22 protein-coding genes are annotated in these 24,208 nt (G+C 30.4%); 7 read left to right on the top strand and 15 right to left on the bottom strand.

The annotated features are described in order from the left end of the window. Positions 1–12: 12 nt before the first annotated feature. Both R3X25_RS03835 and R3X25_RS03830 read right to left on the bottom strand, forming a co-directional pair. Complete coding sequence (locus R3X25_RS03835; RefSeq protein ID WP_317672024.1) at positions 13–531, bottom strand: TlpA disulfide reductase family protein; 519 nt, start codon at positions 529–531, stop codon at positions 13–15. Positions 532–565: 34 nt separating this feature from the next. Further along, complete coding sequence (locus R3X25_RS03830) at positions 566–802, bottom strand: VF530 family protein (RefSeq protein WP_317672022.1); 237 nt, start codon at positions 800–802, stop codon at positions 566–568. A gap of 171 nt (positions 803–973) precedes the next feature. Between R3X25_RS03830 and R3X25_RS03825 the strand changes: the two genes are divergently transcribed. Together R3X25_RS03825 and R3X25_RS03820 are read left to right on the top strand one after the other, a co-directional pair. Further along, entirely contained in the window at positions 974–2,152 is a 1,179-nt protein-coding gene (locus tag R3X25_RS03825) for an HYR domain-containing protein (protein WP_317672020.1), read from the top strand. 59 nt (positions 2,153–2,211) lie between these two features. Beyond that, positions 2,212–2,955 carry an NYN domain-containing protein gene (locus R3X25_RS03820; RefSeq protein WP_317672018.1) on the top strand — a complete coding sequence of 248 codons (744 nt, stop codon included), beginning with the start codon at positions 2,212–2,214 and terminating at the stop codon, positions 2,953–2,955. A 4-nt stretch (positions 2,956–2,959) separates the two neighbouring features. Here the strand turns inward: R3X25_RS03820 and R3X25_RS03815 are convergent, their stop codons facing one another. After that, positions 2,960–4,246, bottom strand: coding sequence for a DEAD/DEAH box helicase (locus R3X25_RS03815; protein WP_317673398.1), 1,287 nt, complete (start codon positions 4,244–4,246; stop codon positions 2,960–2,962). Positions 4,247–4,349: 103 nt separating this feature from the next. Between R3X25_RS03815 and R3X25_RS03810 the strand changes: the two genes are divergently transcribed. Next, on the top strand, positions 4,350–5,156 hold the full coding sequence (locus R3X25_RS03810; protein ID WP_317672016.1) for a Cof-type HAD-IIB family hydrolase: 807 nt from the start codon (positions 4,350–4,352) through the stop codon (positions 5,154–5,156). Here R3X25_RS03810 and R3X25_RS03805 read toward each other — a convergent pair. Together R3X25_RS03805 and R3X25_RS03800 are read right to left on the bottom strand one after the other, a co-directional pair. Next, on the bottom strand, positions 5,137–6,354 hold the full coding sequence (locus R3X25_RS03805) for an ABC transporter ATP-binding protein (protein ID WP_317672014.1): 1,218 nt from the start codon (positions 6,352–6,354) through the stop codon (positions 5,137–5,139). The two genes, R3X25_RS03810 and R3X25_RS03805, sit on opposite strands and share 20 nt — an antisense overlap. A gap of 10 nt (positions 6,355–6,364) precedes the next feature. Beyond that, positions 6,365–6,496 carry a hypothetical protein gene (locus tag R3X25_RS03800; RefSeq protein WP_317672012.1) on the bottom strand — a complete coding sequence of 44 codons (132 nt, stop codon included), beginning with the start codon at positions 6,494–6,496 and terminating at the stop codon, positions 6,365–6,367. Positions 6,497–6,708: 212 nt separating this feature from the next. Here R3X25_RS03800 and R3X25_RS03795 point away from each other — a divergent pair, with 212 nt between their 5' ends. From R3X25_RS03795 to R3X25_RS03780, 4 genes are read left to right on the top strand one after another with little or no spacing between them, the layout of a single operon-like run. Continuing rightward, a complete protein-coding gene (locus R3X25_RS03795) occupies positions 6,709–7,653 on the top strand; it encodes an NADP-dependent oxidoreductase (RefSeq protein ID WP_317672010.1) in 945 nt (314 codons plus the stop codon). A 10-nt stretch (positions 7,654–7,663) separates the two neighbouring features. Continuing rightward, positions 7,664–8,287, top strand: coding sequence for a putative quinol monooxygenase (locus tag R3X25_RS03790; protein ID WP_317672008.1), 624 nt, complete (start codon positions 7,664–7,666; stop codon positions 8,285–8,287). A gap of 1 nt (position 8,288) precedes the next feature. Then, a complete protein-coding gene (locus R3X25_RS03785; protein ID WP_317672006.1) occupies positions 8,289–9,809 on the top strand; it encodes an antibiotic biosynthesis monooxygenase in 1,521 nt (506 codons plus the stop codon). A gap of 8 nt (positions 9,810–9,817) precedes the next feature. Then, complete coding sequence (locus tag R3X25_RS03780; RefSeq protein ID WP_317672004.1) at positions 9,818–10,447, top strand: 4Fe-4S binding protein; 630 nt, start codon at positions 9,818–9,820, stop codon at positions 10,445–10,447. A 3-nt stretch (positions 10,448–10,450) separates the two neighbouring features. Here the strand turns inward: R3X25_RS03780 and R3X25_RS03775 are convergent, their stop codons facing one another. The 10 genes from R3X25_RS03775 to R3X25_RS03730 all read right to left on the bottom strand — a co-directional run bounded on the left by R3X25_RS03775 (position 10,451) and on the right by R3X25_RS03730 (position 24,208). Further along, positions 10,451–12,019 carry an NAD(P)/FAD-dependent oxidoreductase gene (locus tag R3X25_RS03775; protein ID WP_317673396.1) on the bottom strand — a complete coding sequence of 523 codons (1,569 nt, stop codon included), beginning with the start codon at positions 12,017–12,019 and terminating at the stop codon, positions 10,451–10,453. A 61-nt stretch (positions 12,020–12,080) separates the two neighbouring features. After that, the gene (locus tag R3X25_RS03770) at positions 12,081–15,668 is read right to left on the bottom strand and encodes a choice-of-anchor L domain-containing protein (RefSeq protein WP_317672002.1); all 3,588 of its coding nucleotides are present in this window, start codon (positions 15,666–15,668) and stop codon (positions 12,081–12,083) included. 68 nt (positions 15,669–15,736) lie between these two features. Continuing rightward, the gene (locus tag R3X25_RS03765; RefSeq protein ID WP_317672000.1) at positions 15,737–19,033 is read right to left on the bottom strand and encodes a T9SS type B sorting domain-containing protein; all 3,297 of its coding nucleotides are present in this window, start codon (positions 19,031–19,033) and stop codon (positions 15,737–15,739) included. Between the two features lie 49 nt (positions 19,034–19,082). Then, on the bottom strand, positions 19,083–19,658 hold the full coding sequence (locus tag R3X25_RS03760) for a GDYXXLXY domain-containing protein (RefSeq protein WP_317671998.1): 576 nt from the start codon (positions 19,656–19,658) through the stop codon (positions 19,083–19,085). Next, on the bottom strand, positions 19,648–20,931 hold the full coding sequence (locus R3X25_RS03755) for a DUF2157 domain-containing protein (protein ID WP_317671996.1): 1,284 nt from the start codon (positions 20,929–20,931) through the stop codon (positions 19,648–19,650). Before R3X25_RS03755 ends, R3X25_RS03760 begins: the two co-directional genes overlap by 11 nt. A 12-nt stretch (positions 20,932–20,943) precedes the next feature. Further along, complete coding sequence (locus tag R3X25_RS03750; RefSeq protein WP_411556559.1) at positions 20,944–21,396, bottom strand: nucleoside deaminase; 453 nt, start codon at positions 21,394–21,396, stop codon at positions 20,944–20,946. A 65-nt stretch (positions 21,397–21,461) separates the two neighbouring features. Further along, positions 21,462–21,746 carry a hypothetical protein gene (locus R3X25_RS03745; RefSeq protein WP_317671992.1) on the bottom strand — a complete coding sequence of 95 codons (285 nt, stop codon included), beginning with the start codon at positions 21,744–21,746 and terminating at the stop codon, positions 21,462–21,464. A 2-nt stretch (positions 21,747–21,748) separates the two neighbouring features. Continuing rightward, positions 21,749–22,954, bottom strand: a complete 1,206-nt coding sequence (locus R3X25_RS03740; RefSeq protein WP_317671990.1) for a cation:proton antiporter — start codon at positions 22,952–22,954, stop codon at positions 21,749–21,751. A gap of 4 nt (positions 22,955–22,958) precedes the next feature. Further along, positions 22,959–23,861, bottom strand: a complete 903-nt coding sequence (locus tag R3X25_RS03735; protein WP_317671988.1) for a mechanosensitive ion channel family protein — start codon at positions 23,859–23,861, stop codon at positions 22,959–22,961. A 62-nt stretch (positions 23,862–23,923) separates the two neighbouring features. Next, positions 23,924–24,208, bottom strand: coding sequence for a hypothetical protein (locus tag R3X25_RS03730; RefSeq protein ID WP_317671986.1), 285 nt, complete (start codon positions 24,206–24,208; stop codon positions 23,924–23,926).

The following is a 24,208-nucleotide window of genomic DNA, read 5'->3' as shown; positions in this document are numbered from 1 at the left end:
ATAGTTTGTTAATTATTTTTTTAATTCTAAAGCTATAACTTCAATCATACTATTAAATTCTTCTTCATTATATAATCGCGTTAAAAAAATAATTTCACCTTTTTTATTCAGTACAATATTTCTTGTTACACCTGCATTTTTATTGGTAAAACTATCGAATAATTTCCCGTCAGTATCTAGAGCAAAAGGATAGGTTACTTTTGTTCTAGAAATAAATTTTTTCACTTTTTCGGGAGTTTCTTTTAAATCAATACCAATTAAAGTGAAATCTTCATTTTTAAATCGCTGCCAAACATCTTTTTCTAAATGAGGCATTTCTTTAATACAAACGCTGCACCACGATGCAGTAAATTGCAATACAGTAACTTTTCCTTTTAAACTTTCGTTTGTTAAAGAAGAACCATCTAAATATGTAAGGTCAATTTTTGGAGCTTGTTCTCCAATAGTTACTTTGTAACCTCTATTGGCGTTTTCTTGTGAATAACTGAATTGAACTATAGTTAGTGTAATAATAATTAGAAATTTTTTCATTTTTGGGATGTGATTTTCAGTAAATATAATTGATTTATTCTTCAATAGTTCTTATGTATAAGTTTTCAACTTTTGTTCTAGCCCAAGGTGTTTTTCGTAAAAATTTAAGACTCGATTTTATAGTTGGGTTGCTGTTAAAACAATTAATTTTAATGCGTTTTCCTAATTCTTCCCAACCATATGTTGAAACTAAAAATTGAATAATTTCAGCTAATTTAACTCCATGTAAAGGATTGTTTGGTTGTTTTTTACTGTTATTCTCTTTCTCCATTTTTATTATAAAAATTGATATAGACTACAAATTTATAAATGATTACAAGTTATTCTCTATAAATGAACTTAAATTTAAGAAAACCATTCATTATAGAAATGTGGATAAATGATATCTGAAATTTTAATTATCAAAACTAATTTTGTGTATCTAAAATAAAAAATTAGTAGTATGTTAAAAATTCAGTTTTATTATTTGTACGCTATAGTATTGTTTGTTGTTATTGCTTGTGGAGGAAGTTCTGATGAAAGCGAAGAGATAATTGAGCAACTAGACAATGAAAATCCAGTGATAGTTTGTGTAGATCCAATTAATATTTTTATTGAAGCTAATGAAAATGGTTCAATTGTAAATTATACAACTCCTGTTGGTACAGATAATTTATCTGGTGTTGTTACAGAACAAACTGCAGGTTTACCTTCTGGTGACGTTTTTCCTGTTGGAACAACTACAAATACATTTTTAGCAACCGATAAAGCTGGAAATTCTACTTCTTGTAGTTTTGATATTACAATAGAAAGAAATGCTCCATCTTCAGATTCCCCTTATTTTATAGAAGATAATAATCCATTACCAACTGGAAAAAAATGGGTGAAAGTTGAAGGGCTTACTGATGAGTTTAATGAAAATGCTCTAGATGAAGTAAAATGGAAAAACACAGATCCAAGTAAATGGATTGGAAGAGCTCCAGGATTATTTAAAAAAAATACAGTTTCACAAGCGGAAGGAAATTTGCAGCTTACTGCAAACATATTATCTGAGCCTGAAGTTGTAAATGACGTAACTTTTACACACGAAGGTTCAAATATTACTTCAAACACAGCAGCTGAAGTTGGTTATTATTTTGAATGTAGAATGAAAGCAAATAAAACTTTTATGTCTTCAACATTTTGGTTAATTAATGTTAGAAATGAAGGAGAAGGTTGTGATGTAAGAACCACCGAATTAGATATACAAGAATGTGTAGGACAAATTACAAGTACAGATAGTTGGGCGCAAACTACTGATAGACATATGGGATATCATATGCATAGCAGAAATACAACTTGTACTGAAACTCCTACAGGTACTGTTGGTGGAGATACTTTAATTGGAGGTATAGCTTCTGAAGATTATCATGTATATGCTGCTTGGTGGAAAAGTTCTACCGAAGTTCAATTTTTTCTTGATGGTAAAAAGGTTTATTCAGGAAGCCCAGAAGCTGAATTTAACTTAAAAATGTATTTAAGAATGGTTGTTGAAACATACGATTGGAATCCTGTGCCTGATGATGGAGGTATGACAGGTAGTGAGGAAGATAGAACTACTTATTACGATTGGGTTAGAACATGGAAATTGGAAGATGAATAATACTCTAAATTTTTACAAGAATTAGTTAGTGTTAGCATATTTCAATACCTTTATCCATTATGAAAGAAGATATAAAATTAGCTGTGCTTATTGATGGAGATAATATTCCATCAAAATATATAAAAGAAATGATGGAGGAAATTACCAAATACGGGACGCCTACCATTAAACGTATTTATGGTGATTGGACCAAACCGCACCTTTCTAAATGGAAGAATATTTTGTTAGAAAATGCGATTACACCAATTCAACAATATGGATATACAACAGGTAAAAATGCTACAGATTCTGCAATGATTATTGATGCAATGGATATTTTGTATTCTGAAAAAGTGAATGGTTTTTGTTTGGTATCGTCGGATAGTGATTTTACAAAATTAGCTACACGTTTGCGTGAAGCAGGTTTAGTAGTTTATGGTATTGGAGAACAAAAAACGCCAAACCCATTTATTGTAGCTTGTGACAAGTTTATTTATTTAGAAATTTTAGACATTTCTGATGATGATGCTGAAAATGGAAAACCAAAAACTAAAAAAACAAGTATAAATAAAATTACCCCAAAAGTTATCCGATTTTTAAGAAACTCGGTTGACGATGTTTCTGATGATGATGGTTGGGCTTTTATGGGTGATGTTGGTTCATCACTATTAAAAAAGCAACCAAATTTTGATGCGCGTAACTTTGGTTTTGAAAAATTAACGCCACTATTTAAATCGTTATCTCAATTTGAAATTGAACAACGCGATAGTCAAAGCAAAGGTAGGTTTAAACTAATTTATGTAAGAAATAAAATAAAAAAATAGAAAGCTATTTTCTTCTACCTTTAGAATAATACCTTTTCTTTTTAGGTTTAGGCTTGTTAGAATTTTCACCTTCTTTAGGTTTTTCAGCTCTTCGTTTTACTTTTTTTCGTTGGTTTTTAGTTTGTTTTTGCGGCGGAGCAACAACATCATCTACGCTTAAAGGAAACGGATGTTCTTCAATAACTGGAATTTGCTGATTAATTAGTTTTTGAATGTCTTTTAAAAATGCTTTTTCTTCATTATTACAAAAAGAAAGCGCAATTCCACTAGCTTTTGCTCTTCCTGTTCTACCAATTCTATGCACATAGGTTTCAGGAATGTTTGGCAAATCGTAATTGATTACGAGTGATAATTCTTCAACGTCAATTCCTCTTGCGGCAATATCGGTTGCAATTAACACATTTAATTCCCCTTTTTTAAAGTTTCCTAAAGCTCTTTGGCGAGCGCCTTGAGATTTGTTACCGTGAATGGCAGCTGCCTTTATATTGGCTTTACCTAACTGTCGTACAATTTTATCAGATCCGTGTTTTGTTCTAGAAAACACCAAAACAGATGTATTAGGGTTTTCTTCAATAATATGAATCAATAATTTTGTTTTGTTAGGTTTACTAACAAAGTAAATGGCTTGTTCAACTTTTTCGGCAGTTGCTTGTTTAGGTTTTATGGTAACTTTTTCTGGGTTTCCTAAAATTTTACTTGATAATTCAACAATAGCTTTTGGCATAGTTGCTGAAAAGAAAAGTGATTGACGTTTAAAAGGAAGCTTTGCAATAATTTTTTTAATATCGTGAATAAAGCCCATATCTAACATTTGATCGGCTTCATCTAACACAAAGTATTTTACATCTTTTAAAGTTATAAAACCTTGCGAAATTAAATCTAACAAACGCCCAGGAGTTGCAACTAAAATATCTGTTCCTCTTCTCAAAGCATCGGTTTGCGAGCCTTGTTTTACGCCTCCAAAAATTACGGTGTTTTTAATTCCTGTGTGTTTGCCGTAAGTTGTGATGCTTTCAGCAATTTGGATAGCAAGTTCACGTGTTGGCGTAACTATAAGCGATCTAATTTTACGTTTTCCTTTATAATCTTCCTTACTATTATACAAATGTTGGAGAATAGGAATTGTAAAAGCTGCCGTTTTTCCGGTTCCGGTTTGGGCACAACCCAATAAATCTTTTCGGTTTAACAAAATAGGAATTGATTGCTCCTGAATTGGTGTTGGATGTGTGTAGCCTTCATTATTTAAGGCTTTTAAAATGGGATCAATTATTCCTAATTCTGAAAATTTCATATGATTATTTAAGTGCGACAAAGGTAATTGAATTGTTTTCATATACTAATTTATTTAATTGAGAGTCATTTTAGTACATTTGCAGCGATTTAAATAAGCTATTATGAAGTACCAATTAGTTTGCTCTGATATTGATGGAACCTTGTTGAATAAAGATAGAGAATTGGCAAAAGCCACTATTGAGCAAGTGCAGCGAATTGCTCCAATTCCGTTTATATTAATTTCTTCAAGAATGCCAAAAGCTATGCGTCATTTACAAACTGAATTTGGTAATACATCAACACCACTAATTGCTTATAATGGCGGATTGGTTTTGGACAATGAAAAAGTATTGCATTCAACTGAAATTGATAATACTGTTTTAGCTGAAACTATTAAAAAATGTGAAGAAACTTCAATTCATTTAAGTTTATACCACGCTGATGAATGGTATGTGCCAAGTATGGATTATTGGGCAAAACGTGAAGAAAATAACACTAAAGTTACTCCAGAAGTATTGTCTAATATTGAAGTTTTAGAAAAGTGGAAAAACGAAGGAAAAGGCGCACATAAAATTATGTGTATGGGTGATGAGAATGAAATTGATACACTTTATAAAAGTTTAGAAATTGAATTTTCAGATGAAATTATGTTGTATAGATCTAAAGAAACTTATATTGAAATTTCGCATAAGTCTATTTCTAAAAAAACTGCAATTAACACTTTAATTGATGTTAATTATCCACATTTAACTATGGAAAATGTAGTAGCTTTTGGTGATAATTATAATGATGTTGAAATGCTAAAAGCCGTTGGTTTAGGTGTTGCAGTTGGTAATGCAAAAGTTGAAGTTTTAGAAGTTGCTAATTCAGTTACTGATACTAATAAAAATGATGGTGTAGCAAAAGCTATTAAAGAATATTTCCAGTAGATCCAGTATTAGTTTTTATAAGATTGTATATTTTATCGGGTTTTAAATCTTTTTCTACGGTATGAGAAACATAAATAATAGTTGTCTTGGTTTCTTTAGCTATCTTATTTATAAGCGCTACAATAAGCCTAGCATTTTCTTTATTTAAACCAGAAGTAGGTTCGTCTAAAATTAATAACGGAGGATGTTTTACCATTGCTCTTGCTATTAAAACCATTCGTTGTTGTACATAAGATAAAGAAGCAAAGGTTTTTTTAGCAAAAGCTGACATTTGTATAAGATCTAACCATTCATTAGCCAATTTAATATGAACTTCTAATGGTTTTACATATAAGCCAATTGAATCGTAAAAGCCAGAGAGTATCATATGTAAAGTAGCGTGTCTTCGGTTAAATAATTCAGTTATATTTGGTGTAAAATAGCCTATCTTTTTTTTAACTTCCCAAACGTTTTCACCTGTACCTTTTAGCTTGTCAAATAACACAATGTTTTGACCGTATGCTTTAGGGTTATCTCCCGTTATTAAGGATAATAGCGTTGTTTTTCCAGACCCATTTTCTCCAACCAAATGCCAAAATTCACCTAATTTAATTTCCCAAGATATATTATTTAGAATAGGTTTTTCTAAATAACTTATAGATACTTGATCTAGTTTTACAAAAGTGGAATAATTGTACGTGTAATTTGTAGTGGTTTTAGGAATGTTAAATTTTGAAAAAACATTTTCATTTACTTCAAAAAATGTTGATACTGGTTTTGAATAACATTTAAGTTCACCTTTTTTTAAAAAATAGAATGATTTAATAAACGGTAATAATTCTCTTTCTTTGTAAACAACTTGAATAATTGTTGTTTTATTTGAAGCTTCAATTACTAATTTTTCTAGTTTTTTTTGATTTTCAGAATCAAGGTTATCATAGAAGTTTTCAATATATAAATATTCAAAATTTAATGAGAGCAAATAGTTTAATAAACTAATTTTTCGCTCTCCATTAGACATTGATCGTAAACTTTGTCCTTCTCTTTGAAAGATAATTGAAGTGTCACGTTTAGATTCTTCTTCAATCATAGCGTTAAGTGTAAAGTGGGTAAACAATCCCATTTTATTTAGTATGTTTTCAGAAAAAATATTTTTGAAATTTAGTTGTGTAAATTCTGAACTTAATATTGCAATATGTGTTGAGATATTAAAATTCATAATAGAATGTTTAACGTAAAAGGTTTTTAGTAGCCGCTTCGGCACAGCGTTCACCATCCATAGCTGCACTTGTAGGGCAAGGAAATAACTTATCGTGAAGTTTTATCATTGGTTTTTTTTCAAACAACTCTTTTCTATCCATAATACTCTTAATAAGATTCAGTAAATTTATGAAACTATATTAAATTATACAACTATACTTTTTATAGTGTTTTTTAATTTATTTAAAAAGCTGTATTACAAGGTTTTAATATTTTTATTTTATACTATCATGTTTGACCGTTATTGTGAGAAATAGAAACTATACATACTTTTGTCACTATAAAAATGATAGTAGAATAAAAATTATAAAATATGAAAGCAATAGTATTAGAAAAAGCAGGAGGAATTGAGAATTTAATAACAACCAAAATTGAAAAGCCTATTGTAAATGAAAATGAAGTATTGGTTGAAGTAAAAGCTTTGAGTATAAACCCAGTAGATTTTAAAGTTAGAAGTGCTGAAGAAGGATTGAATATGATGTATGGCGAACAACGCCCAGTGATTTTAGGTTGGGATATTTCAGGAACTGTTGTTTCAGTTGGAAACAACGTAGCAAAATTTAAAGTTGGTGATAATGTATTTGGAATGGTAAACTTTCCTGGAGCCGGTAATGCATATGCAGAATATGTTGCTGCATCTGAAGATCATTTAGCATTAATACCTGAAAATACTTCTTTTGAAAAAGCTGCTGCAACTACATTGGCTGCACTTACAGCATTACAAGTATTAGAGACAAGAATTAAAAAAGATGATAGAGTTTTAATTCATGCAGGTTCTGGTGGTGTTGGACATTTTGCTATTCAAATTGCGAAAAATATGGGAGCCTATGTAATTTCAACAAGTTCAGCAAAAAATAAAGAATTTGTCATGTCTTTAGGTGCAGATGAGCATATTGATTATAAAACTCAAAAATTTGAAGAAGTTTTAACTGATATTGATTTTGTACTTGATGGAATGGGAGGAGAAATCTTAATTAATTCAGTAAAAGTATTAAAAAAAGATGGAGAAGTATTGTCATTACCAACGCCTCCGCCAGTTTTAGAAGAAGTTAAAAAAACGGTAAGTAATACCAATATTAAAGTTTCTACATTATTAGTTCAATCAAACGGAAATGATATGAACACTTTGAAAAGAATGTTAGAAAGTAATATTTTAAAACCACATGTTTCAGCAACGTTTCCTTTTGAAAAAATGGCAGAAGCTCATATGCAATTAGAAAGTGGAAGAACTGTTGGTAAAGTTGTAGTAACGTTATAAAAAAAACTTAATGATACATTTAATTGTAAAATTTACAACAAAACCAGAAGGTAGAGAAGCCTTTATGGAAGCGTTGTTAGAAAATAAAAAAGGTTCTCAACAAGAAGAAGGATTTAAAGGAATGAATCTTTTTGAAGACACAAAGAATCCTAATATAATTTTTGCTTATGATAGTTGGAAAGATGAAGCCGCTTTAGAAAGCCATAAGCAATCTGCTCACGCATTAAATATGCTAAAAGTAGCTGAATCTACATTAGCTTGTTCTCCGGATATTATGATTCTTGGGGAAACAAATCCAGCTCCTGTTGCTGCTAAAAAGTTAAATTCAGAAGATGAATTGTTTATCATTTTCTTCATATTTAAAATTAAAGAAGGGTATAGACAGCAATTATTAGATCGATTCGAAATTCATATTGAGAATACACGTAAAGAGAAAGGAAATATTTTATTTGACTTGTACACAGTTGAAGGACAAGATGATACTTTGGTTGTTTATGAACATTGGAGAAAGGAATCTGACGTATGGGAAATTCATATGAAACAACCATACTCTGAAATAACAGGAGCTTTAATGAATGAAGCTGTTGTAGGAGATTTAGAACCGTATATGAACTTTGTTAAAGAAATTAATTAAGATGAAAAATTTAATATTAACGTTATTTACTGTATTTATTTTAGTGGGTTGTAATTCAGAAACCGATACAATTACGCAAATGGTTAAATTCACAGTAAAACCAGAATTAGTAAAAGAATTTAGAAAAGCACAAGTTAATAGTCTAAACAATTCTTTAAAGGAAGAAGGTAATTTAGAAATGAAATTGTACGCAAATAATAACATTTCAAATGTATTTTATGTGTATTCAAAATGGACAAATGAAGAAGCTTACGAATTGCATAAAACATTACCACATAGTAAAGCTCTAGCTCCATTATTTAAGCAAGCTTTGCAAAGCGCACCAGAAATAATTAGACTTAAAGATGAAAACCTAGGTCATATAAATTCAAAACCTTTAATTTCTACAGGAGAAGAACAAGCCGTGTTTATTCCGTTTACAGTAAAAAGAGATTACCGCGAAAGAGTTATAAAACAACTTGAAAAGCATACTACTAATTCACGCAAAGAAACTGGTAATATATTCTTTGATTTTTATACTGTGGAAGGACAAGAAAACTCTTTTTATATTTATGAAAACTGGAAAAATCCATCTGTAATTTTTGATGTACATAACAATCAATCCTATACAAAAGAAACTTTAGAGCTTTTAAATGAAGCTATTGAAGGCGGATTAAACAATAAAATGGAATTAGCTAGAGAATATGATGAAGACATATTAAATGAAACTTACACCGCTGAAAAAAGATGGGAGCTTTCAGGAGGAGCAATGCCAGAATCCATTTTCGCATCAATAAACCACGAATGGATTTATGTTTCAAATGTAAATATGAAAGGCGGTGTTGGACATATTAGCAAAGTAAGTAAAGACGGAAAAGTTATTGAAGACAAGTGGATTGATAATTTATCTGGACCTTGTGGATCAGATATGTACCAAGGAAAACTATATGTTGCAGACCAAAAATTTATTAGAATTATTGATGTTGAAAAAGGAGAAGTAGTTAAAAGTATAGAATCTAAAACTGCAGTTTCATTAAACGATGTTAGTATTTCAAAAAATGGCCAGGTTTTTATTTCTGATGTTCCAGGAGGAAAAATTTATACCATTAAAAACAACCAATTAGAAATTTGGTTAGATACATCTGAAATTCACCATCCAAACGGAGTTTTAGTTCAAGGTAAAGATTTAATAGTTGTTGATTATGGTAAAGAAATGAATCCGCAATCGCCAACAAATGTATTAGGTTCAGTTTATAGAGTAAATATTGCAAGTAAATCTATAAAACCAATACCTTCAGGTCATCAATTAGGTGTGTTAGATGGTGTAGTTGCTTATAAAAACGGGTTTTTAGTAAGTGCTCCAATGGCTAAAGAAGTATATTATTTAACCGAAAATGAGAGCACTTTATTAAAGTCGTTCCCTTTTGGCCCAGCGGATATTAATATTGATGGTGACAACTTGTATTTACCATATATTTTTGCTGATAAAATTGCTTCCTATAAAATTGAAAATGAATATGAAAGTCTTTTTTTATACGATTAAGAATAAATATGAAAACAAATGAATATTTAGAGATTTTAGTTAATGAAATTCATTCAGTAGTTGTTGGAACAGTTGATGAAAATGGACTGCCAAGAACACGAGTTATTGATATGATGTTGTATGACAATGAAGGTGTTTATTTTTTAACAGCAAAAGGGAAAGAGTTTTATAAACAGTTGAAAAATAAGCCATACATTTCTTTAAGTGGAATGAGTGGAGGAAAAGACTCTATGTCAAAAAAGGCAATTTCAATTTCAGGAGCAATTAGAAATATTGGTTCTGGAAGGTTAGAAGAAATTTTTGATAAAAATCCATATATGGCAACTATTTATCCTTCTGAAGAAAGCCGTAAAGCATTGGAGGTTTTTTGTTTGTACAAAGGTCAGGGAGATTATTTCGATTTATCTACAAAACCAATCACTAGAGGAAACTTTTCTTTTGGAGGAAGTAAACTTCAAGAGTTTGGGTATTTTATAACTGATGATTGTAATGGTTGTGGTTTATGTGTTGAAAAATGCCCACAAAACTGTATTGAAGTAGGAACACAATATAAAATAATTCAAGAACACTGTTTACATTGTGGAAATTGCTTTGAAGTCTGTCCAGAAAAAGCAGTAATTAAAATAAGAAATAATTAAACTCTACTTACAATTGCCAATTATTGTTGTAGCAGCTTCTGCACAACGCTCACCATCCATAGCTGCAGAAATAATTCCGCCTGCGTAACCTCCACCTTCACCACAAGGAAATAAACCTTCAACTTCAGGATGTTCTAATTGCTCATTTCTCGGAATATTTACTGGAGAAGATGTTCTAGATTCCACACCAATTATATTCGCTTCATTAGTATTAAAACCGCGCATTTTTCTACCAAATTCAGCAAAACCTTTGCGTAATCTACCACCAATTTGTTTTGGTAAAATTGAATGTAATGATGCTGATTTTAATCCGGGTTGGTACGATGTAGCGTTTAAAGTATTGGATAATTTACCATCTATAAAATCGGTTAAGCGTTGTGCAGGCGCAGTTTGTGTTTTTCCACCAGCAACCCAAGCTAATTTTTCTAAATCTTTTTGAAACTCTAATCCTTTTAACTCGCCAAATTCCTCATATTTTCTTAAATCTTGTTCAGCGTTTATTTCAACTACCATTCCAGAGTTTGCATACAAGTTATTTCTTTTTGAAGGAGACATTCCGTTTACAACAACTTCACCATTTGCAGTTGCAGCAGGAACAATAAATCCACCAGGACACATACAAAAAGAGTACACACCTCTTCCAGCTACTTGATGTACCAAACTGTACGATGCTGCTGGCAACAATTCATCTCTTTCACCTTTACAGTGGTATTGAATAGAGTCTATAATTTCTTGCGGATGCTCTACACGAACGCCCATTGCAAAAGACTTTGATTTTATTGAAATATCTTTTCTTTTTAGTAAATAATAAATATCTCTAGCCGAATGTCCGGTAGCTAAAATGATAGCTTTAGCTTTCATTTCTTTACCATTTTGCAATTGAATTGCTTGTATTTTATTTTCTTTAATTACAAAATCTACAACTCTACTTTCAAAATGAATTTCACCACCGTATTTTAAAATAGTTTCTCTAATGTTTTTAACAACTTTTGGAAGTTTATTGGTTCCAATATGTGGATGTGCATCTACTAAAATTTGTTCTGTTGCACCGTGGTAAACAAGGTTTTCAAAAATTCTTCTAACATCTCCACGTTTTAAACTTCTGGTATATAATTTTCCATCAGAATAGGTTCCGGCACCACCTTCACCAAAGCAGTAATTAGAATCTTCGTTTACTATATGAAATTGATTAATAGCACGTAAATCTCGTCTTCTATCACGTACGTTTTTTCCGCGTTCTAAAACAATTGGTTTAAAACCTAATTCAATGCAACGCAAAGCAGCGTACATTCCCGCAGGGCCAAAACCTACTATGTGTATTTCTTTAGCTGAAGAAACATTTTTATAATTAAAAGTATATTCAGAATTTTCAGGAATAGGTTCACCAATATAAACAGCTAATTTATAATTGAAAAATATTGGGTTTTTACGTGCGTCAATGGATTTTCGAAGTACTTTAATACCTGTAATTTCACTTTCTTTGATACTCAAATTTTGTGCAACTTTTTTTTCTAAAAAACCAGCTACTTTTTCTTCCTGAAGTTGAACACGAATTTGAATTTCTTTTACCATAACGGCAAAATTAGTCAATTTTATAGGAATTTAACTATCAAGTGATTTTTGAAATCAGCAATTATTGTCTAATTAAACTAAAATGTCCACTTCTACCTCTTGTATTTCCATTTTTATCAACTAGTAGTGCTTTAAACCAATAATCTGTAGAAAGCACTTGATTGCCATTGTAAGTCCCATCCCAACCATTAGAATTAGTGCTGTCGAATTGTGCAACTAGTTTTCCAAAACGATCGAATACATATACTTGTGAAGATGTGAAAAAATTAGAAGTTGTTCCTAAAATATTCCAAGTATCGTTTGTTCCATCATAATTTGGAGTAAAATATTTAGGAAAACCAATTACTGAAACTTCAATTGAAAAAATACCACAATTGTTTTTATCTCTAATAAAAATAGTTTTAACTCCTGAAGTTACATTGTCAAAATATGGTTCATCTTGATAAAAGCCAAGTTCGTCGTCTAGAGCAAATTCATAATCTCCAATTCCTAAATTTGAAGTGTCTATTGTAATACTGTTGTTGCTAGAATCATCAACAACTGTAATGTCGTTTTCTGTAATAGTTGCAATGCTCGATTCGTTTACTTGAATTTCTAAAGTTCTTTTACACCCAAAACTATTGGTTGCAATTACTTTATATAAACCACCAACACTTACATTTAATTCAGTGGAATTTGAGGCTAATAAATTGTCGTACCCATCAGTCCAATCATATGAATACACTTCACTTTCCCAATCAATTGTTAAAGTAGTTGAAGGATTATTTAAGCAAACAATTTGAGGTGTTGTAACGTCAAATTCTGGCAATGGATTTACAATAAAATCAATAGTTGTTGAAGCAATACATGTTGAATTTAATGGGTTTTCTACTTTAGCAGTTATGGTTTGTGTTGTAGTGTTATAAGGGTTTGGTAATGGGCTTGATAAAGCATTTCCATTAGCATCTGTATACGTAACTGTCATTCCTGTTTGGGTACCTAAAAGTGTACTTTCAATTGTAGAGGTGTCAAACTCGTGGAAGCCATCAGTGTCGCTATCTCCATCATCACAAGCTGGAGCAATAATTACAGTATTTGCAATAGGAGCAACATCAACAATAAATTCAATTTCAGTTTCATCAAAACAAGCATTTGTAGTGTTGTTAGATACTCTTGCTGTTATGGTTTGTGATAATGTTCTAAATGTATTTGGGAAAACACTTGTAATTAATGAGCCATAAATATCAGTTAATGGGTTTCCTAGCGCATTATAATATGTTACAGAAACATTGGTTTGGCCGTTTAACAAATCACTTTCTAAATTAGAAGTATCAAAAGTTGTGGCTTGTTCAGTATCTGTTGGATTATCGTCACATTGCCTTGGAATAGTTATAGGGTTTGCAAAAGGTAAAGATTCAACATTTAAATTAACGTAATTGCCTAAACCTACACATTCGTTTGCAACATCACTGTCAATTCTAACATAAATATTTTGAGTGTTAGGGTAGCCTTCATTTCTATGATTTGAAATATCTGTAATAGCATTTAATTCAGCTAAAGCATCTGCTTCATTATTATAAAATGTTACCGTAATATTTTGTGTAGGAAACAAAGCATCAATTTGAGTTTCAGCATTTGAAAAATCAAAAGCAGCAATTCCGTTTCTTTTATCTCCATCAATAAGTTCATTATCACAAACTGTGTATTCTAAAGGGGTAAAAGTTGAAGGAATTTGAGAAGCTCCAACTATTAAATCTATTTGAGCAGTTCTATAACATCCATTAGCATTTTCAATTCTAGCAAATACTATACTAGTTATTGGTGTTGGGTTTTGATATGCAGTAAAATTACTTATTTGGTCTGAAACTAAACCGCTTTCAGCTTCAGCTAGTGTTAAATAATAGGTGAAAATTTCATTTGTTCCAGAAGAAATTAATTGATTTGCCTCTGTTAAATTAAATAATGAAATACTATCCGTATCATCATCACATTGAATAAGTTGAACATTGGAGCTTACAATAGGTAATTGAAAAACATTTATTTCAAAAGAAGTGTCACTAAAACAAGAGCTATTTAACTTATTTGAAACTCTAACATATATAGTTTGCCCTCCAGAAATAGTGTTAGTGAAAGAAGTGTAATCAGCTATTATTGAGCTGTATGAAGTATCAGTGTAATAATCAACATTAAAATTAGCTGCTGATTGGCCATTTAAAATTTCATTATTTTTTGTTGTGAGATCTAATGTTACAAATCCATCAGTATCCGTTCCATATGTTGTGTTATCACATAATGCTAATGGAATAATACTAGCGGGATCTAATGGAGAAGGCTCTCTGATAACTTCAACATTAAAGCTAGTAGTAGCAAAACAGTTTGAGCTATTATTATTTTCTACTCTTGCATAAATAGTTGTATTTCCAGTTTCGTAAGGATTTGGTAGCGGATTATTTCTACTGTCAGCATCTTCTGGAGAAGTATAGTAAGTAGTATTTACATTGCTTTGTCCATTTTCAATATCAGGAGATTTTATAGTTTCAAAATCAAAAAACATTAATCCATCATCATCGTCGTCGCATTGAATATAATCAGATGGCATTGTAGCGGTAGGTTGGGTGGTAAATTCAACTTCAATTTCATCATTGGCAACACATCCTACAGCTAAAGTAGCTTCAACAGCATATAAACCATCACCTAAATTTGCATTGTAAGTTTGGCTAGTTTCTCCTATTATTTCAACATTATCCTTAAACCATTTATAAGATGTTGCTACAATAGAAGCATCTAAAAGTACAGAACCTCCACAAGCGGCATTATTTGTTGAAGTTAATTTTGGTTCACCTAAATCAGCTCCTAAAATAAAACTACCCGCTTCTAAAAATACTGCAGAATCATATGAGCTATCACCTTGATCTGCAATTACAAGTTTAATTTCATAGGTTTGGTTTGGAACAACTGTTGCTTCAGCAGTTAAAACTTTAGTTCTTCCACCGTAGTTAGTATCTCCTAACTTATAGCCTTCAAAATATTCTTCATTAATAGCATCACAATCTCCAATAACCTCAGGGTGAATATTAATAGTGCTTACTGGAGTAGTTGTGCCAGGAATTACAGCTAAATTAGTATACGTTGTAGTACCTAATGGGCGTAATAAAAAAGCAAAGGCATCGGCATAGGTACACTCAAAACCATTAGAATACTCTTCTGAAGCCATTATATATCTAAAACTAATACTTGTTGAAGTTGGAACAAAGTTAAATTTTATATAGGTGGCATCGTTCGTGTTAGATTGGCTAAGTGCTGTTTCTAGGTCTAAATCACCAGCTAATGAATTATCATAATCAATAGTTGAATTAGTTGCAGTATTTCCTGCTGGATTGGCTCTACCATTTGTTAATATTATTCCTTCTTCAAATGGAAAGGTACTTAAAGCTGGTTTTTTAAAGTATCCATAACTTTTGGTATTTGTATCTGAAGGATTTCCGTAGGTAACAGAAGAAAAAGTATCAACTTGAGAACATGCACCAGAAATTAAAATATTTTCAACTAATTCTTGAGGAGAAAATAAAGATTCAGCCTGAGATGCATTGTTAATTTCTAAAATTTGTGCGTTTACACTATTAATAGTTATAAAAAGTATAAGTAATAGGCAGGCATGGAGTTTTTTCATAAAAAATTTCCTTAATTTATTTTTTTTAAGAATTTTGTAAAAGTACTAAATTAAATTGTTTCAGCTATTTAATGGCGAATTAAGCTGAAATGCCCACTTTTTTCTCGTGCATTTCCTTCGTTATCAATTAATTGAGCCTTAAACCAGTAATCTGTAGAAAGTAATTGATTACCATTGTATGTTCCATCCCAACCGTTAGAATTAGTTGTGTCGAATTTTGCTACTAATTTTCCAAAACGGTCAAAGATATATACTTGAGATGAAGTGAAAAAATTGGAAGTTGCTCCTAAAATATTCCAAGTATCGTTTGTTCCATCATTATTTGGAGTAAAATATTTAGGAAATCCAATAACTGAAACTTGAATTGGGAATGTGCCACAATTGTTTTTATCTCTTATAAAAATAGTTCTAATTCCAGGAGTTACGTTGTCAAAATAAGGTTCGTCTTGGTACAATCCAAATTCGTCATCTAAAGCAAATTCATAATCTCCTATTCCTAAATTAGTAGTGTTTAAAATAATACTGTTGTTGTTTGAATCGTCAGTAACTGTAATATCGTTTTGTGTAATAGTTGCAATGTTAGATTCAGAAATATTGATGGTTTTTTCAAAAGATTCACAACCAGCGGATGAATTAGCAAAAACTTTATATTCGCCACCTATATAAACATCAAGAGTTTCATTAGTTCCAACAGTGGCACCATTTAATTTCCATACGTAGGTGTAATTATCTAAAGCATTAAATGGTTCTAATGTTAATGGGGTATTGTTTAAGCAAACAATAGCTTCAGAAATCACTTCAAATTCTGGTCTTGGTTGAACATTTAGGGTTAAATATTCTCCAATACCAAAGCATTCTTCATTTAATTCACTTTCAACACGTACAAATAGCGATTGTGAATAAGGCGTTTCGTTTCTATAATCGTTTTGCGGTAAAATTTCATTTTGCTCTAATTCAGCATCTGTTAAGTTTCTGTAATAATGGACGGTTAATGTTTGTCCTGTTGGAGGGAATAAAGCTATAAAATCGTTTGAAACAGTTGTTAAATCAAAAGTAGCAATTCCATCATTTAAATTATCAGTATCACAAGCTTCTAGTGGAGAATGTGTGTATCCAGCAGGAAAAGAAGTTGTGGAAACTTGTAAATTTATTGTTGCTACTCGGTGACAACCAAATGAGTTTTCTACACGTGCGAACACAGTGTTTGGTGTTGTGGTTGAAGCATTGTTAAAAGGCGAAGGGTTTATTGCTCCAGAATTTGTATCAGCTTCAGCATACGATAAAAAGTAAGTTACAGTTAAGCTAGAATTATTGTTAGTTATTAAAGGTGAAGCTTGTTCTAAATTGTAATTTGTAAATCCATCTGGAATTCCATCTTCATCACAATTTTTTAATACAACAGGAGAAGTAATTACGGGTAGCGTTGTAACTTCAATTTCAAAAGATGAATCTTTATAGCAAGAAGCATCTAAATTATTTTCAACTCGAACATAAATGGTTTGGTTATTAGCTAGTGTATTACTGAAATTATAAGGATTTAGAATTTCACTTGAAGCCAAGTAAGAAGCGTCTGTAAAATAACGAATTGTAAAATCTGATATTGATTCTCCATTTAATAATGTTGATTCATTTAAAGTTAAATCAAATTCAGAAAAACCATTGGTGTCATCTCCATCTATATTTGTGTCGCAAGTTTTAATTATGGGAATAGTTGAAGGAATTGTAACAGTTTTATAAATGGTTGTGTTGACTGCTAATCTAGTTGGGCTTTCACAATTATTTACAGTTTGTGTTGCATAATATGTTGATCCATCGGCTAAAATAGTTGAAGTATCTAGAGGTGATCCACCTGAAGAATTTGCATACCATTGTATGTTAGTGCCAACTACAATTAAATTAGCTAACGTAGCATTTTCGATATCGCAAAAAGTTTGAGTTGCTGTTCCTGTTGGTGTTGCTGTATTTTGTACTGTAGCTTCAACTGGAGTTCTTGTTGTAGTAGTACAGCCATTTTCAGTTGCATCAACATAATAAGTTGTAGTTGTTGTTAAGGTTGGTGTTGTAAAACTTGTTCCAGTTGCTAAAGGTGTTCCACTTGCTAAAGAATTGTACCAATTTATAGTTCCTGCAGAGGCTGTGGCGTTTAAAATTGCACTCCCAGACTCGCAAATAGTTGCTCCAGTTGTAGTAGTTATTGTTGGTATGTTGTAAATGGTTGCTGTTACTTGCGTTCTAACTCCATTAGTACAGCCATTTACTGATGGTAAAATATAATAAGTTGTAGTGGATGTTATATTTGGTGTGGTAAAGCTTGTTCCAGTAAAAATTGGAGTGGTACTGGTAAGTGAATCAAACCATAAGATATCTCCATAATTAGATGTTGCAGATAAGGTTAAGCTTCCTGAATCACACGTGTTATTTTCAGTTATACCTGTAATATTAACCATTGAAATTGTTGTGCTTGCTGAAATATTTAAAACAGGATCTCCAGGTGTTCCTCCATATTCAACTATATAGCCTTGAATTGCAGCGTTGTAATTTGGGTAATCATTCCAACTTCCATCGTCATATACATGAAGGTAGTTTTCTTCATCAGGTACTCCAGCATTAGGCCAATCGTTAGGTTCGTTGTTTGCCCAATTTTCATATGTGAAATCAGCTCCAATATTGTTACCACCAGATAGACCAAACCAAAAGGATTGCCCAGCTTCTGGGCCTGTAACCCATCTCCAAGTTCCTTCAACAGCATCATCACTTCCTCCAATCCAGCCTTGTCCTTCTGCTTGTTCACCTGAAAGTTGTGCTTCTTCCGCAGAAGTTATTGTTGCTAGGTAGCCTTGTAAACTAAAATAAGTTCTATTTTCTGCAGCTATTTTTGCATCATTCCAAGTAATTTCAGGTGCAGGAACATATTCGTAAAAATGACCTGATGATGGTAAATAATTGGCGTCACCAATAGTTATAGAAAAAGATTTATCTACCGTTGGATTTGCTGAAGTGCTTTGAAAAACAACATTTTTAACTGCGGCTATTAAATCTATATATAATGCACTTCCAGCTGTTGAACTTTCTAAAGTTAATTTTCCTTCTGATATATTCCAAGATGCTGATATATTTGGATTACTACCTGTTAAAATTAAACTATCTTGACCATTTACATAACCTGTAGAAATTTGAATATAAACTGCCTCGATTTCAGTGTCGTCAGGGTCTATTATGTTAAAGTCTGTAACAACATTTAATTGAGTTTGTGGGCAATAATATTGATCTCCGGTAGCAGTTAATGTTGGAGGAATATTAGTTTGAGCTATTGCATATCCAAAAAACAAACTAAAAAGTATACATAAACTGTTTTTGCACATCATAAACTCAATGGAATTTTTAAAGTTTATAAAATTACAGAATTGAATTTAATTAGTTCTCTTTTTTTGAAACTAAATCTTTTATAGGAATTTTATCTATAAACACATTATTTAACACAGCTTTTCCATTTTTTATAAATACGGAAGCATAAATTGTTTTTGTAGTATCTTTAAATGTATCTGCAGCTAATAATTCTGCTTCTTTTGCTTTGAATTCTTCCATGTAAAATCGTTCAAAAGGATACTTTACAGAAATTGTTTTTTCTTTTTTGTATGCGTAAACATACTGAACTTTTGTTTTTATAAAATCTATTGATTCTAAAGGTTTTTTATGTACAATAGTATCAATTTCAGCAAATCCATTAATGTTGTTTTTTAAAATTACAAACACTTCTTCATTTCTAGCCCAATCTTCTTTATTTTCAATTGGAAAAGTATTATTTTTAAAACGCAACGAAATATATTTCCCTCTAAAAGGATCTACAGGATCTACAGGTGCTGTTTCAAATTTAAACTCTTTTCCATTAGTTAGAACGTCTTCTTCGCCTAAAATCATTTTAAGTGGTATATAAAGTTGCACTAAAACAATTAGTATAAAAAGTGAAAATAGGATTGTTTTACTTTTCATTTTTTCTCTTTTTTAACATTAAATAATTGGCTATAAAAAAACCTGCTCCAACACTTACAAATAACAAGCCTCTTAAAACAAAACTTAAATCTGTATCAAAAAATCTACAAATTACAAGAACTGTAATTAGTATAAGTCCAAAATTTAAAACACCTAAATGGTTGAGGTTACTACCTTTTTTAATGGTTAATATACCAATTATAAAAATTAAAAGGTTTATTAAAATTACTGAAATAGAGCTATATAAGCCAACTAAAAATATCGGAATAAATAATAAGAAAACATATTCGATTAACGAGCTGTTTTTAATGGATTGATATGTTTTTTGTATAAAAAATAAGATCACAGCAGCACAGGTAATTATTACAATAGTGGCTATTTCAATATAATCTAACAATTTTAAAAATATAAATTCTACTGTTTGTAGTTTACCCCAAAACTCATTAAAACTTAAAATTAATAACGTAATTAAAGTTCCAACAGAGCCTAATACTTTATAACTATTATTTCGTAATTTATTGTTTTTAAAATAATCAGTTTCACCAATAATTAGGTACAATCCAAATAAACTTATATAAACTAGGTACATAAGTTTTTCATAATTATGCGAAAGTGTTCCTAATGTAATAATTATACTTAAAGGAATAAACCAATTATGGAAAATTAAAAAATTGCCTTTAGGCGAGTTTTTAAATAAGTTATAATAATGTGGAATAATTAATATTAGTAGTAACCAAAATTCATAAGATTCTTTATTTGGGTAGGACCAATAACTACTGTTACAAGCAAAATAGGTAATTCCAATTATATAAAGTAGTGATGTTATTGAAGATTTTAGTAAATAAACTAAAGGTAAACACAGAAGCATCCATGTTAAAACAAAGGTGTTAATGTTTCCCGGTATGTTATAAATTTGACTTACTAAAGAAATACTTGCTCCTACCGAAAAAAATAGAAATGTAGAAGCACTTTCTCTCCAAGCAACATTTTTTCTTTTTGTTAGTAGTACATATCCACATATTAGTTGTCCAATTAGTAAAGGAGTAAATGCGAGAATGGTTTTAGTAAATCTAGATAAATTGTCCCAATTATGAGCAAGTATTAGAATAATTCCTAAACCAACCAAAATTGCTCCTAAAATTCCAAAAACAATAAAAAGCTTATTGGTAGAGTCACTTTTTTTAGAATTGTAATAGTTTTCAATATTAGAAGCTATTTCTTTGGTTATTATTCCATTTGAAATAAGTTCGTTTAGATCTTTGAGTACACTCATTATAAAACCGTTTTAATATTCGATTTTATCTTCTTTTTCTGCCCAATTTTTAAAGACTACTGAAGCTTCTTTTCTTAAAATATTAATAAAAGGAATTTGTCTTCCATTAATTTCTTTAGAAATTTCATTATAAATAAATTGATCATCAAAATCTATATTTGCAGCATCTTCTCTTGTACAAGCATAATAAACTTCTTTTGGTCTAGCCCAATAAATAGCGCCTAAACACATTGGACAAGGCTCACATGAAGTATAAATTATACAATCGTCTAATTGAAATGAGTTTAGTTTTTTACAAGCATTTCTAATTGCAACAACTTCGGCATGGGCAGTTGGGTCGTTTTTAGAAGTTACACTATTGTATCCTTCTGCTATAATTTCTCCGTTTTTTACAATAACGGCGCCAAATGGACCTCCAGCATTTGAATCAACTCCTTTTTTAGCTAATTCAATAGCTTTTGACATAAAATAGTTGTGTTTTTCTTGCATAAATAATTATTAATAATATGAATTTATAAAGTTACTTATTTTTAATAAAGGATGAAAATTGCTAACCCAATACTTAAAGGAATTAGAATGGTAAAAATCCAAAATAGAACTTTTTTATGTTGTTCTTGTTTAGCTTCTTTTTTTAATTTTTGTTTGAATTGTTCCAGTTCAGTTTTAGACATTTTAGGAAAATCATATTCAGTTTTTTTATTGTTAATTTTAGAATAATCATTTCCTCCTTTAAATTTTCCGCGTCGAGCATTTTTTAGAGCTGCATTTTGCTTTACTCTATTTATCATATCATATACATGTCCACCAAAACTCATAGTTATTTTTTTATTTTATGAAGTTTCATAAGTTTCTTTTTTTGAAGAATTTTCAATAATTTTTCAGTACTAGAGATGTAAAATGGACTTATTAATAATGTTAATGAAATTAAACTAATGGTAAATTTATAACCAAAACTACCTAAAATTCCAAGTGAAAATGCAGAAGAGCTTATTAAAAAACTTAATTCACCAATTTGAGCCAATAGTGCACCTCCTAAAATAGATTCGTGCCATTTACAAGAAAATAATTTTAGAATAAATGAATTTATAAAATGGTTGGTTAAATAGACTGATAATAATACTATAGAAATTACCACATAATTTTTTATAATAAATTGAAAATCGATTTGAAGCCCAATACTCACAAAAAATAAGGCTACAAACAGTACTCGAAACGAGTGCAAGGTATCGTAAATCCAGTCGGTTGCTTTAGAAACGTGCATTACCATTCCTCCAACAAAAGCACCTAGCGCAGGTGAAAGACCAAAAATTGAAGCTAAAAGTGCACCTCCAAAACACAATAAAATAGCAGCAAAAACTTGTAATTCATGATCGTTTTCAAGTTTGCTTTCAAATGGTAATTTAATACTTCTTTTAATATAAATATAAACTAAAATAGCCATTACAAGTAAGCCACCAACTACCATTAAAATAATTTTTTCTACAGGTTCTTCTTTGCCGCCAATTATAGAAGTTATAATTAATAAGGGCACAATTATAATATCTTGCATTAATAAAACACTTAATACATTTTTACCTATTCTTGTGGTTATTAGGTTTTTATCTTGAATTATTTTTATAATAACAGCAGAGCTACTTAATGCAATTACAAACCCTAAAATTACAGAGCGTTGAATATTCCAATTAAAAAAATAACCAATTCCTATTACAATTAAAACACTAATACAAACTTGTAATAACGTACCTATAACTGCTAATTTCCACTGCTTTACTAATTCAGGTAAGCTAATTTCCATACCAATAAAAAATAATAATAAAATAATTCCAATTTCACCTAAATGATGAATGGATTCAGTATCTTTTATTAGACCAATTCCGTGTTCACCTAATAAAGCACCTATCATAATATAACCAATAATGTAAGGTTGTTTAAATCTTTTAAGAATTAAACCAAATATGATAATAAGTATGGCTAAAACTGAAACAAAAGCAACAGTAGGATCTAATTGTGTATATAAAAACATTAAGTTATTTTTTTGAAATGTTAACATTAAAATCAGGAGCTTCAACTAAATGGAAGGTTGCAGAAGCAAATTTAATAGCTCCATTTGTTTTTTCAACTTCAGATAATATTTGAGTAAATAATTCAGATTTTGTAATTCTTCTTTTTTTAAAATGAACCACGTACCTTAAGGTAAATTCTACCCAATTATCATTTGCTATTAGTGTAACCATAGGTTCTGTTTGAGCGTTTTCTAATAAAAATTCCTTTTGAAGAGCGCTCCATTTTTCTTGCGAAACATTGGCTAAATCACCTAAAGTATTTTTGGCAATATTAGTAAATAAATCTTTAGCTTTTATATAATTACTACCATATTGAATGGGAATTTTAATTTCGTCCCATAAAAACGGAAAACCACCAGAATAATTAAAAACAGGTTCTTTAAAAATAAAACTATTAGCAATTAATACTATTCTTCCGTTGTATAAATCACCATCTACCCATTGTCCAATTTCCATAACAGTTGTACGCAAAACACCAATATCCATTACATCACCTTTTATTCCACCTAATTGAACTCTATCTCCAGTTTTATAAAAGCCACCAAATAAAATAGCTAACCAACCAGCAAAAGAGGCAATAACTTCTTGTAAGGCAAATGCAATTCCTGCACCTGCTACACCTAAAGCAATAGTAAAACCACCTAATTTGTTACTGTAAATTATTGCAATTAGAATAATAGAAAACAGATAACCAGCAAAAGTTGATACTTTTTTTGTTTTATGGCGGTGATTTCTATCTTTTAATTTTGAAATAAAGTTTCTTTGAATAGCTTTAATTATAAGCCAAATTATAAGTATTCCAATTAAAATAGTTGCTATTTTTATTACGGTAGGATTGTTAACTAATTCTTTTAATTGATCTTCCATATACTATAAGTTTATGTTTTAACTACCTATAAATTAAATAGTATTATAAATTTACTCAAATTTTAATAAAGTAAGAAAATTGCAAGTCCAATTGTTAGAGGAATAATTATAGTAAAAATCCAAAGTGTAATTCTTTTTTTTTGTTCTTGTTGAGACTCTTCTTTCAATTTTTTCTTAAATTCAGAGAAGGTGTAAATACTCATTTTTGGAAAATTATAAGTTGCTTTTTTTTCTTTAACGTTAGAATAATTATTTCCTCCTTTAAATTCTTTTTGACGGTTGGCTCTACGAGTTTTTGTTTCGCGAAGCCTTTCGAGGTATCCCGACATTGATCCTAGTCCAATCAT

The organism is Lutibacter sp. TH_r2 (genome assembly GCF_033101135.1).
Taxonomy (GTDB): Bacteria; Bacteroidota; Bacteroidia; order Flavobacteriales; family Flavobacteriaceae; genus Lutibacter.
The sequence above is the reverse complement of the archived record's forward strand: the minus strand, read 5'-3'. Positions and strand labels throughout refer to the sequence as shown.

Excerpts from the sequence above, each read along its gene's own strand:
- R3X25_RS03805 (WP_317672014.1), bottom strand. The coding sequence starts at position 6,354 with ATGAATTTTAATATCTCAACACATATTGCAATATTAAGTTCAGAATTT.
- R3X25_RS03735 (WP_317671988.1), bottom strand. The coding sequence starts at position 23,861 with ATGGAAGATCAATTAAAAGAATTAGTTAACAATCCTACCGTAATAAAA.
- R3X25_RS03750 (WP_411556559.1), bottom strand. The coding sequence starts at position 21,396 with ATGTCAAAAGCTATTGAATTAGCTAAAAAAGGAGTTGATTCAAATGCT.
- R3X25_RS03835 (WP_317672024.1), bottom strand. The coding sequence starts at position 531 with ATGAAAAAATTTCTAATTATTATTACACTAACTATAGTTCAATTCAGT.
- R3X25_RS03810 (WP_317672016.1), top strand. The coding sequence starts at position 4,350 with ATGAAGTACCAATTAGTTTGCTCTGATATTGATGGAACCTTGTTGAAT.
- R3X25_RS03820 (WP_317672018.1), top strand. The coding sequence starts at position 2,212 with ATGAAAGAAGATATAAAATTAGCTGTGCTTATTGATGGAGATAATATT.
- R3X25_RS03825 (WP_317672020.1), top strand. The coding sequence starts at position 974 with ATGTTAAAAATTCAGTTTTATTATTTGTACGCTATAGTATTGTTTGTT.
- R3X25_RS03780 (WP_317672004.1), top strand. The coding sequence starts at position 9,818 with ATGAAAACAAATGAATATTTAGAGATTTTAGTTAATGAAATTCATTCA.
- R3X25_RS03740 (WP_317671990.1), bottom strand. The coding sequence starts at position 22,954 with ATGTTTTTATATACACAATTAGATCCTACTGTTGCTTTTGTTTCAGTT.
- R3X25_RS03795 (WP_317672010.1), top strand. The coding sequence starts at position 6,709 with ATGAAAGCAATAGTATTAGAAAAAGCAGGAGGAATTGAGAATTTAATA.
- R3X25_RS03800 (WP_317672012.1), bottom strand. The coding sequence starts at position 6,496 with ATGGATAGAAAAGAGTTGTTTGAAAAAAAACCAATGATAAAACTTCAC.
- R3X25_RS03755 (WP_317671996.1), bottom strand. The coding sequence starts at position 20,931 with ATGAGTGTACTCAAAGATCTAAACGAACTTATTTCAAATGGAATAATA.
- R3X25_RS03785 (WP_317672006.1), top strand. The coding sequence starts at position 8,289 with ATGAAAAATTTAATATTAACGTTATTTACTGTATTTATTTTAGTGGGT.
- R3X25_RS03730 (WP_317671986.1), bottom strand. The coding sequence starts at position 24,208 with ATGATTGGACTAGGATCAATGTCGGGATACCTCGAAAGGCTTCGCGAA.
- R3X25_RS03765 (WP_317672000.1), bottom strand. The coding sequence starts at position 19,033 with ATGATGTGCAAAAACAGTTTATGTATACTTTTTAGTTTGTTTTTTGGA.
- R3X25_RS03790 (WP_317672008.1), top strand. The coding sequence starts at position 7,664 with ATGATACATTTAATTGTAAAATTTACAACAAAACCAGAAGGTAGAGAA.
- R3X25_RS03815 (WP_317673398.1), bottom strand. The coding sequence starts at position 4,246 with ATGAAATTTTCAGAATTAGGAATAATTGATCCCATTTTAAAAGCCTTA.
- R3X25_RS03770 (WP_317672002.1), bottom strand. The coding sequence starts at position 15,668 with ATGAAAAAACTCCATGCCTGCCTATTACTTATACTTTTTATAACTATT.
- R3X25_RS03830 (WP_317672022.1), bottom strand. The coding sequence starts at position 802 with ATGGAGAAAGAGAATAACAGTAAAAAACAACCAAACAATCCTTTACAT.
- R3X25_RS03745 (WP_317671992.1), bottom strand. The coding sequence starts at position 21,746 with ATGAGTTTTGGTGGACATGTATATGATATGATAAATAGAGTAAAGCAA.
- R3X25_RS03775 (WP_317673396.1), bottom strand. The coding sequence starts at position 12,019 with ATGGTAAAAGAAATTCAAATTCGTGTTCAACTTCAGGAAGAAAAAGTA.
- R3X25_RS03760 (WP_317671998.1), bottom strand. The coding sequence starts at position 19,658 with ATGAAAAGTAAAACAATCCTATTTTCACTTTTTATACTAATTGTTTTA.